The organism is Arthrobacter sp. CDRTa11, assembly GCF_026427775.1.
Taxonomy (GTDB): Bacteria; Actinomycetota; Actinomycetes; order Actinomycetales; family Micrococcaceae; genus Arthrobacter.
In genome coordinates, this window is the sequence record NZ_CP044532.1 from 5074893 (window position 1) to 5087395 (window position 12503).

General features: G+C 63.4%; 10 protein-coding genes. 5 read left to right on the forward strand and 5 right to left on the reverse strand.

The annotated features are described in order from the left end of the window. The first annotated feature begins 194 nt into the window (after nt 1-194). From F8G81_RS23160 to F8G81_RS23175, 3 genes are all read left to right on the forward strand, one after another. A complete protein-coding gene (locus F8G81_RS23160) occupies nt 195-629 on the forward strand; it encodes a DoxX family protein (RefSeq protein ID WP_267276949.1) in 435 nt (144 codons plus the stop codon). Nucleotides 630-1129: 500 nt separating this feature from the next. Beyond that, the gene (locus tag F8G81_RS23525; RefSeq protein ID WP_323809222.1) at nt 1130-5521 is read left to right on the forward strand and encodes a GDSL-type esterase/lipase family protein; all 4392 of its coding nucleotides are present in this window, start codon (nt 1130-1132) and stop codon (nt 5519-5521) included. Between the two features lie 125 nt (nt 5522-5646). After that, nucleotides 5647-6630: an acyl-CoA thioesterase gene (locus tag F8G81_RS23175; RefSeq protein WP_267276950.1), complete on the forward strand. Its 984-nt coding sequence runs from the start codon at nt 5647-5649 to the stop codon at nt 6628-6630. A 25-nt stretch (nt 6631-6655) separates the two neighbouring features. Here the strand turns inward: F8G81_RS23175 and dnaB are convergent, their stop codons facing one another. Next, nucleotides 6656-8038 carry a replicative DNA helicase gene (gene dnaB, locus F8G81_RS23180; RefSeq protein WP_267276951.1) on the reverse strand — a complete coding sequence of 461 codons (1383 nt, stop codon included), beginning with the start codon at nt 8036-8038 and terminating at the stop codon, nt 6656-6658. A 685-nt stretch (nt 8039-8723) separates the two neighbouring features. On the opposite strand from dnaB, the gene F8G81_RS23185 reads away from it, so the two are divergent. Further along, nucleotides 8724-9179 (forward strand): hypothetical protein, encoded by a 456-nt coding sequence (locus F8G81_RS23185; protein WP_267276952.1) that lies wholly within the window; start codon nt 8724-8726, stop codon nt 9177-9179. 3 nt (nt 9180-9182) lie between these two features. Beyond that, nucleotides 9183-9758, forward strand: a complete 576-nt coding sequence (locus F8G81_RS23190) for a hypothetical protein (protein WP_267276953.1) — start codon at nt 9183-9185, stop codon at nt 9756-9758. Between the two features lie 83 nt (nt 9759-9841). Here the strand turns inward: F8G81_RS23190 and F8G81_RS23195 are convergent, their stop codons facing one another. From F8G81_RS23195 to rplI, 4 genes are all read right to left on the reverse strand, one after another. Beyond that, nucleotides 9842-10201 (reverse strand): zf-TFIIB domain-containing protein, encoded by a 360-nt coding sequence (locus F8G81_RS23195; RefSeq protein ID WP_416377083.1) that lies wholly within the window; start codon nt 10199-10201, stop codon nt 9842-9844. 66 nt (nt 10202-10267) lie between these two features. Then, the gene (locus tag F8G81_RS23200; RefSeq protein WP_267276955.1) at nt 10268-10894 is read right to left on the reverse strand and encodes an FMN reductase; all 627 of its coding nucleotides are present in this window, start codon (nt 10892-10894) and stop codon (nt 10268-10270) included. A 100-nt stretch (nt 10895-10994) separates the two neighbouring features. Further along, nucleotides 10995-11879 (reverse strand): PhzF family phenazine biosynthesis protein, encoded by an 885-nt coding sequence (locus tag F8G81_RS23205; protein ID WP_267276956.1) that lies wholly within the window; start codon nt 11877-11879, stop codon nt 10995-10997. A 165-nt stretch (nt 11880-12044) separates the two neighbouring features. Continuing rightward, the gene (gene rplI, locus F8G81_RS23210; RefSeq protein WP_066288679.1) at nt 12045-12497 is read right to left on the reverse strand and encodes a 50S ribosomal protein L9; all 453 of its coding nucleotides are present in this window, start codon (nt 12495-12497) and stop codon (nt 12045-12047) included. Between the last annotated feature and the right edge of the window lie 6 nt (nt 12498-12503).

Genomic DNA, 12503 nt, shown 5'->3' on the forward strand with positions numbered 1-12503 from the left:
GATGACAGCGTAGCCCGCCCTGCCGACAACCCCGGATTCAGGGCGATCCTGTTTATGACAAAGGACACATCTCCCGTAATTAGTTGACAGTTCAAGTAAGTATCGGAAAGACTGGTACCTCAAGCTTCAACGCTGCGATCCGGCCCGCTTGTGTCCAAACAGCCCCGACCGATATCCGAAACGGTGAACCTCCCATGAACCAGACCTCCCTTACCACCAGCGCCATCACCATCCTGCGCGTCATCCTCGGCTTCCTTTTTGCAGCCCATGGTTGGCAGAAGTTCAACGAATTCACCATCGCCGGCACCCAGGCCTCCTTCGCCAAGATGGGCGTTCCTGCTGCAGAACTGGCGGCACCGGTCATTGCCAGCCTCGAGTTGGCCGGCGGAATTGCCCTGATCCTGGGCGTCCTGACCCGCGTGGTTGCCGCACTTCTTGCCCTGGATATGCTCGGCGCCCTGTTCCTGGTGCATGCGCCCGCAGGCGTTTTCGCCGCCACCGGCGGCTACGAGCTGGTACTCCTGCTCGCCGCCGCCGCCCTGGCCCTGACCCTCACCGGAGCCGGCCGCCTGTCGGTAGACCGGGCACTCTTTGGCGGGCGCAAGTCCAAGCTTGCAGTCCTGGCCTGACAACGGCAAAGGAACACCGCTCGACGGCGGCGGGGCACCCGGGTGCCCCGCCGCCGTCGGCCGTTTAACCCCGGCCCCTCCCCGCACACACCCGCACCTGCACCGAGTTCGCGGGAGGCAACACCGGGACGCCGTATAACTCCGGCGCCCCGGATGGCTTCCCACGAAGTCGGCGAACCCGGCCGCGGAACAAGAAGCCTTGACAGGGCCGCCAGTGAGCATTGCCTTGGACAAGACCTAACACTTGCGGACAATTAGCACCAGAAGCGCGCGGGAAAGATCGGGAAAACGCTTGCCAAGGATGCAGGCCAACTGATAAACCAGTGACTGTTGCAGTGAGAGCTGCATCACCGCACCCCAGGTCTCAGCTTTTTCAACGGGTCACTCCCGGGAATCTCATACATCGGCTTGCGCATCCCCGTTTGGGTTGTGCTGTCATTTTGAATCGTTCCAATAGAGATTCGGGGCCGCTCTGCCACCGCTCATCGAAGGAGATGTCCGTGAACAAACACCCGCAAGCGATCCCGAGTCCAAAAGCAGGGCCGCCGCGCCGGCGCAGGATTTTCAACTCAGCCAAGGCTGCCACCGCAGCTGTTGCCTCAGCCTCAATCGCACTGACGGGTCTTCCGGCAGCGCAGGCAGACACGGCCCTGCCACCGGTAGGCAGCGGATTTATGTTCGATTTTGGCCCGGGTTCCACGGCAGACGGCTACACGCACGTGGACGCCGCTACCCAATACACAGCATCGGGAAAGTTTGGGTTCACTGACACTGCCGTCACCTCCGGCGCCGACCGTGGTACCGGTGACGCCCTCCGCTCAGACTTTGTGCAGGCCCAGGGCAGCACGTTCCTGGTTGACCTGCCCAACGGTGACTACACCATCAAGCTGGTGGCTGGCGATGCCGCAGAAGCAACCAACATCGCCATCACCGCGGAAAAGATAGCCAAGGTCCAGGTCACGGACAAACCCGCAGGCCAGTTCCTGGAAATGGAGTTCCCCATCTCGCTGGTGGACGGCCAGCTGAACCTCGATTTCACCGGCACCGCAGCCAAGATCAACTCCCTGGTTATCGCCGCCCGGGCACCGCGCACTGCCACCACCGATCCCGGGATCTACCTCGCAGGCGACTCAACCGTGCAAACCTACGACCCAGGCTTCGTTCCGCAGGCCGGCTGGGGCCAGATGATCGACCGCTACTTCGACACTGCGGTGACGTTCCGCAACCACGCCATTGGCGGGCGGAGCTCCAAGAACTTCATCAGCCAGGGACGGCTCGATGAGATCCTCCGCGTCATCAACCCCGGCGATTACCTGATGGTCCAGTTCGGCCACAACGACGCCACCATCGGCGTTGACGACCGGTACGCCTCCCCCGAGGACTACAAGGAATACCTGCGGACGTACGTCCACGGCGCCCGGCAGCGCGGTGCCACCCCCATCCTGGTGACCCCCGTGGGCCGCCGCGACTTTGACGAGGCCACCGGCAAATTCAGGGTCAGCTTCCCCGAATACGTGGCCAAGATGCAGGAACTCGCTGCTGAGGAAAATGTGGCCCTGGTGGACCTTTCCGCCTCGAGCCGCGCCTACTACGACGCGATCGGTCCGGAAGACACCAAGTCAGTCTTCCTGCACGTCGATGCCGGCGTTTACCCCAACCGGCCCACCGGGACCGTGGACAACACGCACTTCCAGGAGTACGGCGCCATCCAGATCGCCCGCCTCGTGGCCGGCGGAGTGAAGCAGCTCAGCGTTCCGCTGGCCTCCCGCGTCAAGGAAATCGCGCCGCCGTCGTCCGTTCCTGCCAAACCGCAGGGGCTCGTGGCCGGCAGCGTTTCCAACGCCGGTGCACTTCTGAAATGGCAGCCCATTGACGGCGCGGACATCTACAAGGTGTACCGCAAGCTGGCCTCCGAGCCGGACAGCGCCTACAAACTCACCACCACCGCCACCGTGCCCACCGCCAACCTGGCAGGCCTGGCCGAAGGCACGGCCTACAGCGTCCGCGTTGCGGCCATGAACGGCAAAGGCCTTTCCGAGCCCAGCGACACGCTTAACGTGACCACCAAGCAGGCGAAGTACAAGTTCGATTTCGGCCCGGTGGGAGCCCCCGTCGAGCCCGGCTACACCGAAGTGAACCGGACCATGGGCTACACCCCCGAGCGGACGTTCGGTTTCAAGGACCTCACCGTCCTCAGCGACCGGGACCGCGGTGCGGTCACCACCAACCTGCTGCGCGACTTTGTGCTCAGCAGTTCCAGCTTCGAATTCCAGCTGGACGTGCCCAACGGTACCTACGCCCTGAAGACGTACCACAGCGACTGGATCGGCTCCACGCGGACAGACGTTGCGGCCGAAGGAATCCCGTTCGGCCAGGTCTCCTCCGGCCGCGCCTCCTCCGCCACCAAGATCATCAACCAGGTCCTGGTCTCGGACGGGCAGCTGAACCTGGCCATCAGCGGCTCCGGGCAGCGGCTCAACGGCCTGGAGGTCACCCCGCTGCTGGTGGGCCCCACGAACCTGCACACCACGGCCGTTAACGCCGCCACCGAACCGCCAACCGTTGATCTGGCCTGGGATGCCGTGGCCGACGCCGCCAGCTATAAGGTGTTCCGCAAGGCGTCTTTTGAATCCGAAGCCCAGGTCATTGCGGAAAACGTCACAGCCCCGTCCTTCCAGGACACCACGGCCTTTGCCGGGCTGACGTACAAGTACTTCGTCACCGCACTGGACAATACCGGCCTGGAATCCGTTCCCTCCAACGCGGTGGACGCTGCAGTTGTTGATCCCGGCACTCCTGTCCCAGCCCCCACAGCCAAGGTGGACATCAAGGCTGTGGAGAAGACGAGTGTGACGCTGAAGTGGCAGAAGGTAACCGGTGCCGCCGCCTACCAGGTCTACCGCTCCACCTCCCCCGACGGCCCCTTTGAGTACGTTGGCCGTGCTACCGAGGTCAACTACACCGACTACACCGTGCTGACCACCATCAAGTACTACTACCGGGTCACCACCGTGAACAAGGGCGGCGAATCCGTCCCCTCCCCTGTGGTGGGCACGGAAAAAGTCACGGTGGTCAACCGTCAAATGGAGCACCTGGACCGTGCACCCGTGGCACTGCTGACCGACGGCGGGGTCCGCGTGGGCTGGCGCATGCTGGGCCTGGACCGGGAACAGGTGGGCTTCCATGTAATCCGCGACGGCGTACAGCTCACCGAGGAGCCGATCCGCAGCAGCACCACGTTCCTGGACCCGTCAGGGACAGCCGCCTCCCGCTACGTCATTAAGAGCGTGGGAAATGGCGGCGAGCAGCTCACGGCCGAATTTACGCCCTTGGCCCGGGACTACCTGTCCATCAAGCTCGACAAACCGGCCGATGACTACACCAAGGACGGCCAGCCGTACAGCTACTCCGCGGGCGACTCCAGCGTGGCCGACCTCGACGGGGACGGCACCTACGAAATCCTCCAGTTGTGGTCTCCGTCCAACTCCAAGGACAACTCGCAGGCGGGCTACACGGGCACTGTCTATGTGGACGCCTACCGGATGGACGGCACCAGGCTCTGGCGGATCAACATGGGTCCGAACGTCCGCGCCGGAGCACACTACACCCAGCTGCTGGCCTACGATTTCGACGGCGACGGCAAGGCCGAAGTTGCGATGAAGACAGCGGACGGTACCCGTGACGCTGCCGGCACCGTGATTGGGAACGCCGGTGCGGATTACCGCAACAGCAGCGGCTATGTGCTGACGGGACCGGAGTTCATCACCGTCTTCCACGGCGCCACGGGCACCGTGATGGACACCGTGCCCTACGACCCGCCCCGCGGCGACGTGGGAGCCTGGGGCGATACCTACGGCAACCGCGTTGACCGCTTCCTGGGTGCCGTTGCCTACCTGGACGGCGAACGGCCGTCCATGATGTTCAGCCGCGGTTACTACACCCGGACCGTGCTGGCAACGTACGACCTGGTGGGCGGCAAAATCATCAAGCGCTGGATTTTTGATTCAGACACCGCAGGTGCCCAATACCGTGGCCAAGGCAACCACAACCTGTCTGTGGCTGATGTGGATGCCGACGGGAAGGACGAGTTCATCTTCGGTTCCATGACCATCGACGACAACGGCAAGCCGCTGTACAACACCGGGCTTGGCCACGGGGACGCCATCCATACCAGCGACCTGGACCCCTCCCGCCCGGGACTGGAAACGTTCGCCGCCCACGAGGACATGGGTTCAAGCGGTAACAAGGGTGCCACGTTCCGTGACTCACGCACCGGCGAAGTCCTCTGGAGCATCCCTGCCACCAAGGACACTGGCCGGGCCGCCGCCGGCGACATCGACCCGCGTTATGCAGGGGGCGAGGGCTGGGCCATCGGTGGCGACGCCGCGTGGAACTCGCCGGTGGGTGAGCTCCACTCAGCCAAGGGTGAACTGATCGCCAACAACATCCCGGCAGCCAACTTCCTGGCCTGGTGGGACGGTGACCTCCTGCGTGAAATCGTGGATCACGACTGGGACGCCACTGCCAGCCGCGGAACTCCGAGCATCTCCAAGTGGAACTGGGAGACAGAGTCCAGCGACAGGTTGCTGACAGCCTCCGGAGCGAAATCGAACAACAGCACCAAAGGCACCCCGGCCATCCAGGCGGATCTCCTCGGTGACTGGCGTGAGGAAATCGCCTGGCCGTCGTCGGACAGCACCGAACTGCGGATCTACACCACCACGGCCAGCACTGACGTCCGCCTCCGGACGCTGATGCATGATCCGGTCTACCGGCTTTCGGTGGCCCGGGAGAACATTTCCTACAACCAGCCGCCGCATCCGGGCTTCTACATCGGAGTGGGCATGGAACTGCCCTCCCAGCCGGACATCGTCTACATGGGAGCCCGCTAGCCCCCGCCCGCTTAACCAGTATCCAGCTGCCCCGCCCGCCGTTCGGCGGGCGGGGCAGCTCCCGTCTGCAGGACAGTTTCGTCTCCGAACCGGCGGGTAGCAGCAGCCGTCAGTAAGATCGCACCATGACTGAGACCGCACCCAATTCGGTAACCCTCCGCTTCCTGGCCGCTCCCATGGATGTGGGCCACAGCGGATCCGTGGATGCCGGAACTGTGCTGGAGTGGGTGGACAAAGCCGCGTATGCAGCGGCCGTTGGCTGGGCCAAGGCCTATTGCGTCACCGCCTACGTGGGCAACATCCATTTCGCGGACCCCGTCAACAGCGGGGACATGGTGGAGGTCGAAGCCACCATTGTTTACACCGGCCGTTCCTCCATGCACATTCATACCGTTGTTTCCTCCGGGGATCCCAAGGGCGGTCCTGCCACCATGCGGAGCCAGTGCATGGTGATCTTTGTGGCAGTGGGCGAGGACGGGAAGCCCGTCCCGGTCAAGCACTTTGAACCGGTCACTCCGCGGGAGATCGAACAACGCGACCACGCCCTGGCACGGATCAGGGTCCGCGAGCAGATCGTGGAGGCAATGAACAGCCAAAAATACACCGACGCCGGCACCGCCGAACGCGTGACCCTGCGGTTTATGGCTGCCCCGACAGATGTCAACTGGGGAGGGAAGGTCCACGGCGGCATTGTGATGAAGTGGATCGACGAAGCCGCCTATGTCTGCGCGTCACGCTACTGCGGCAAGGACACCGTTGCCGTCTTCTCCGGCGGCGTCCGTTTTTACCGGCCACTCCTGATAGGCCACGTGGTGGAAGTGGAAGCCAGGCTGGTATACACCGGCACAAAAGGCATGCACGTGGCGGTCCACGTCCGCTCCGGAGATCCCAAAGGCGTCGAGCTGAACCTCACCACGTACTGCCTCACCGTGATGGTGGCGCGCGACGCCCAAGGGAACTCCCTGCCCGTCCCGCCGTGGCTGCCCGTTTCGGAGGAGGACAAGCGGCTCCACGCCCATGCCCGGGAGCTGTTGGAGATCCGCGGCACCGCACCGGGGAACCGGCTCCCCAACCACCTGCTGCAGGAGGGCGCGCCGGGGCGGAACTGACGTCCGGACGGCGGACGCCCGCGCGTTAGAACCCGCCGCCGCCGGCGTCCGCGGCCATGTTGGCGAAACGCGAGTAGTGGCCCTGGAATGCCACCACGATGTCCTTGGTGGGGCCGTTACGGTGCTTGGCGATCAGGATGTCCGCCTCGCCCGCACGCGGTGACTCCTTGTCGTAGACGTCCTCACGGTGCAGCAGGATCACCATGTCGGCGTCCTGCTCAATGGAACCCGATTCACGGAGGTCCGAAACCATGGGGCGTTTGTCCTGGCGCTGTTCGGAGCCACGGTTGAGCTGCGAGAGGGCGATGACCGGGACCTGGAGCTCTTTGGCCAGCAGCTTCAGCGCACGGGAGAACTCCGAGACTTCCTGCTGGCGCGACTCCACCTTTTTACCCGAGCTCATGAGCTGGAGGTAGTCCAGGATGACCAGCTTGAGGTCATGCTGCTGCTTGAGCCGGCGGCACTTGGCCCTGATTTCCATCAGTGACATGTTGGGGCTGTCATCAATGAACAGCGGCGCATCATTCATCCGGCCCATGGTGGTGGCGATCTTGGACCATTGCTCGTCCTTGATGGTGCCCTTGCGAAGGTCCTGCAGGCCGATGGTTGCCTCCGCTGAAAGGAGGCGCATGGCGATCTCGTTCCGGCCCATTTCCAGTGAAAACATCACGGTGGCCAAGTTGTTCTTGATCGCCGCTGACCGGGCGAAGTCCAGGGCGAAGGTGGACTTGCCCACAGCCGGACGGGCAGCGATGACGATCATCTGGCCGGGGTGCAGGCCGTGCGTCAGCTCATCAAGTTCGTAGAAGCCGGTGGGGACACCCGTCATTCCTTCGCCGCGGTGCCCGGACGCTTCGATTTCGTCCACCGTGGACTCCATCACGTCCTTGAGGACCACGTAGTCCTCGGCGGTGCGGCGCTCGGCAACGGCGTAAACCTCGGCCTGGGCCTGGTTGACCAGGTCCTCCACTTCGCCGTCGGATCCGTATCCAAGCTGGACGATCTTGGTGCCGGCATTGACCAGGCGCCGGAGAACCGCGCGCTCGGCCACGATCTCTGCGTAGTAACCGGCGTTTGCTGCCGTGGGGACAGTCTGGATGAGCTCGTGCAGGTAGGCGGGGCCGCCGATCCTGTTGATCTCGGCGCGTTTGGTCAGTTCGTCAGAAACCGTGACGGCGTCGGCAGGTTCACCGCGGCCGTAGAGGTCGATGATGGCTTCATAGATGGTTTCATGGGCAGGGCGGTAGAAGTCCTGCCCGCGGAGGATCTCCACGACGTCGGCAATGGCGTCCTTGGACAGCATCATGCCGCCCAATACGGACTGTTCGGCAGGAATATCCTGCGGCGGCTTTCGGCTGCCTTCCGATGCGCGGGTGCCCTCGATCGAATCCAGGTGCGTTACTGACAAAGCTGCCGTCCTCCGTTGTGTGCCGCGGCTTTTCAACTGCCGTTGCTTTGATGCCATCCCTGCAGGGGTGCGGGGCTGCCAAGCGTCAACAGCTTCCGTCACCTCAGGTGTACCGGTTGGCACCGACATTGAGCCGCTCGGACCTGCCAGGTTTCGACGTAATGCCTTGCCCGCGGACAGAGTTATCCCCAGAATCCACAGGTTATCCACAAGGGGCCCATCCGGTGGACCGGTGGATCCTTGCCGGTGGCAGCGTGCCCGGGGGCAGCTTTTTCTGCACCCGTAAAACTGGTATCCCGCTACGCTAGCCGCCCGGCCCGCAGCAGCAAAGCCGGGCTCCGTCCACGCCTGTTGATAACCTGTGCACTAACGGGCATAGCTTGTGCACAGCCTGTGGGCGACCCTGTGGAAAGAAAAAAAGTTCTGCCCGTCTTGCGGCTCTGACCTGCGGAAACGTTCTTCCCAGCGTGTGGACTAAATATTCTTTTCGCCAACCTTCATCCACAGGTTGTGGCTGCCGGCTGTTGACAGGAAGACCCGTTTCCCGCTTCCGACCGATAATGCATGCGTTATTTGTGATCGATCACACAAGTGCCTGAAATGAATTGACGCGAACAGCAGAAGGCCTGTATGCGAGACAGGGAATATGCTGTGGAGAACAGGCGATCTGACATAAGCTCTATCTATGGGCGAACTACTGATGGTGTTACTGCCTGGTTTGATTCTGGTGGCAGTTCTGTGGGCGCTCTCGACGGCCCTGCGCCCGCGCGACTCCGGCATTTCGGACGCAGAGCGCTACCAGCTGGACCTCGCATTGCGTTCCGCTGAGCACTACGCAGCACAGGTTCAGGCCGCCACCGCGGCACGCGCCCGCGTGGATGCCATGACCAGGCCAAGCCAGAACGAGCAGCAGCAGTCCCAGCAGCAGGACCATGCGCGGGCAGCCCTCCGGGCCCAGACTGGTCCCGTGCCCGGGCATTATGGGCAGATGGCAGTGCCCGGCGGACAGTTGGACCCCCAGTTCGCCCTGCAACTGCAGTCGATGGCACGCAACGGTCAGAAGCTGCAGGCCATCAAACTCCTCCGCCAGGCAACCCACTCTGACCTGGCTACCGCAAAGAAGTATGTAGATCGGCTTTAGAACATGGAATCGCTTGTGATCCCCGCCCTCATCCTTGTGCTCGTGGCAGCCGGCGTGGCCGTGGCGTCGCGCGCCATCAGCAGGCGCCTGGCCGCCACTACGCGTCATGCCAGCGCTCCCGCCGATGTTGACCCAGTCGAGGTTGCCCGGACAGCCTCAGCCAGGCTCACCGAGGACCAGCACCGCCGGCTTTATGCTCTCATCGCGCAGGGACAGGCGATGGCGGCCATCAAGCTCTACTACGAGTCAACAGGCGAAGGATTGCGGGCCTCGCGGGACGCGGTGACTGCCTTGGCGGCCCATCCGCAGCCTTACCGCAGCCCCACCGCTGAACCAGTTGCTGCGGAGCCCGACGACGACGACACACCCCAGCGCTTTCCGTACCGGTACCGTGCCATCGCCAGCAAGGGTGACGTCACACGGGAGGTCAGCAGCAACATGCTCAACGACGAGATCTATGGGCGGATCCGGACGCTGGCACGCAGCGGAGACACGGAGGCGGCCGCCACTGCGCTGACGCGGCATTCGGACATTTCCCTGAAGCAGGCCCGCGAGTTCATCGCCCTGCTGGACGACTGAACCCCGTGGATGACTGAACCCCGTGGACGCCTGAACCCGGACAGCCCAAGCGCCGTCACAGGACTGAAAGCCGCGGCAGGGACCTAGAAGTCGAAGAGCTCGCCCAGCCAGCCTTCCTTCTTTTTGGGCCGACGGCGGTCGGAGTCACGATCATAGCCCTGCTTGCCGTAGCTTCTGTCGTCGCCGTATGTCCTGTTGTCGCCGTAGTTCCTGGTGTCGGGCCGTTGTTCCCTGCGCGGGTCCAGGTTCTGGTACAGCGGCGGCGGAGTCATGGCAGGGGGCGGGGATACCGGCCGGGCGGGTGCAGCCGTTCCGCCCATTGTTTCGGCGCGGTCGATGATCTTGTCCAGTTCACCCCTGTCCAGCCACACACCGCGGCATTGGGGGCAGTAGTCAATCTCCACACCACTGCGTTCGCTCATGATCAGGTCAATGGAATCCACAGGACACTTCATGACCCGGTCAACGATTGGGGTGGCAGGAAAGTTCGGCCCCTCCCGAAAGGTGGCTCATTGGCCCCCAGAGATGCCCGCCAGCAGCTGCTCAAAAGGCAACGAGGCTGAGACAGCCGGCTTGGGTGCAGGCTGGCTGCCCTGAAGGAGGCCAGCGAACTCCCCAGCTGCCCGCGTGATCCGGTCCGAAAGCGGTGAGCTGCCCTCGTTGGTGTTTCCCCAGTCCTGCGGCCCGGCAAAGACACCCGTGGCTGCGATGCGGGTCCTCAAGTAGCTGAACAGCGGACGCATTGCGTAGTCCAGAACCATCTGGTGCCGGTCTGTGCCTCCCGTCGCACCCAGCAAGACTGCTTTTCCCCCCAGGGCTTTGGGGTCCAGGATGTCGATGAAGGACTTGAAGAGGCCGCTGTAGGACGCACTGAAGACCGGAGTGACGGCAATGATGCCGTGCGAGGCCTGCACGCCGGAAACAACATCAGCCAGCCGCGGGGCGGCGTAGCCGGTCACAAAGTTGTTCGCAATGTCCACAGCCAGGTCGCGGAGCTCAACAACGTCCGTGATTACCCGGTAGCCGGCTTCGGTGAGCTGGCGTTCTGCTGACGCTGCAAGTTGGTCAGCGAGCAGCCTGCTTGATGACGGAACGCCGAGGCCGGCTGAAAGAACGGTAATGCGGCGGGTTTCCACGGTCTGCTCCTGGTTAGGTTCAAAGTACACTAGATGCGTTTGCATGTACCTTGCTAACCGCAGCGCGTCAGCGTTTATTCCCCCGCCGGCGGTGCCTGAACTAAAGGACCACAGATCCGTGGATGCAGGTAGTGGAGCTTCCGCCTATCCAGATGTCGCCTTGCACGGAGTCCACACTTACCCGTCCCGCCCGGCCCAGCACCGTGCCCTGCGCGGCAGTGTAGGACGCCGGCGCGCGCCCACTGCCGATCAGCCATTGCGCTGCCCCTGCATTAAAACTCCCTGTCACGGGATCTTCGGCTGCGGCATCGCCCGGGATGAAGGTACGAACCTCAAATTCCGGCCCGCCAGGATCCCCGCCGACGCGCCTGGTGCCCGTTCCGTACGGTCCAATGACGCCAACGTTCAGCCCATCCAGCGCGGAGTAGTCGGGCCTGACTGCCAGGACATGCTCCGCCGATTCCAGCAGCACCCCGATCCAGTTGGGGCCGTTCACCAGCCAGGACGCGTCCTGAAGCGCTGTACGGGGCAACTGGAGTCCCAAAGCGATCTTCGCCAGGTCTTCCTCATCCACCGGTCCCGAACGCGTGAGAGGGGGCGCAGCGAAGGCCAGTTGGCCGCCGTCGTGCTTTACCCGAACCAGGCCGGCGCCACACTCCTGAACCAGCAAGCCCTCCTGTTTGGGTATGCCGCCGGCCTCCAACCATGCATGGGCGGAACCCAGCGTGGGATGCCCTGCGAACGGGTACTCCTCCCGGGCGGTAAAGATACGCACGAGGTAGTCGGCGTCCGGATGAGTGGGAGGCAGGAGAAACGTTGTCTCCGAGAGGTTGGTCCAGTTGGCGAACTGCTGCATCTGCTCCGTTGTCAGTCCGTCGCCGTCCACCACCACGGCCAGCGGGTTCCCCCGGTACGGTTCAGCGGTGAACACATCCACTTGGCTGAAGGAGCGACGCCGGCGGGCCGCGTCTGTTTTCTGAGTCACCGCTGCAGGCTACCACCGCCACTCGCCAAGTCTTTTCCGCCGACAAAAAGACCCCCGCGGCCGGAATCCGGCAACGGGGGTCTTTTGCAGTCAGAAACTACTTACCTGCTACTTGCGCCGCGTAGCGTCCCTAAAACCTCGCAAGCTCGGTTTCAGGGAACCCTGCTACTTGCTGGCGACGACGTCGAGTTCGATCACAGCGGCAACGTCGTCGTGCAGACGGACGTTGGCCTGGTAGGAACCAACCGACTTGATGTGTGCCGGAAGTTCAACCTTGCGCTTGTCGATGCGGCCAAGGCCAGCGGCCTCAACAGCGTCAGCCACGTCGCCCTGCTTGACGGTGCCGAACAGGCGTCCGGTCTCGCCAGCCTTGACGACGAGCTTGACCGGCTTCGCGGAGAGTGCAGCGGCCTGCTTCTGAGCATCTTCCAGGGAAGCGTGCTCGCGGGCGGCGCGGGCAGCCTTGATGGACTCAACCTGCTTCTCGCCACCCTTGGACCAGGTCAGGGCGAAGTTGCGGGGCAGCAGGTAGTTACGTGCGTAACCGTCCTTGACCTCGACAACATCGCCAGCAGCACCGAGACCGGTTACTTCGTGGGTCAGAATGAGCTTTGCCATGTTAGT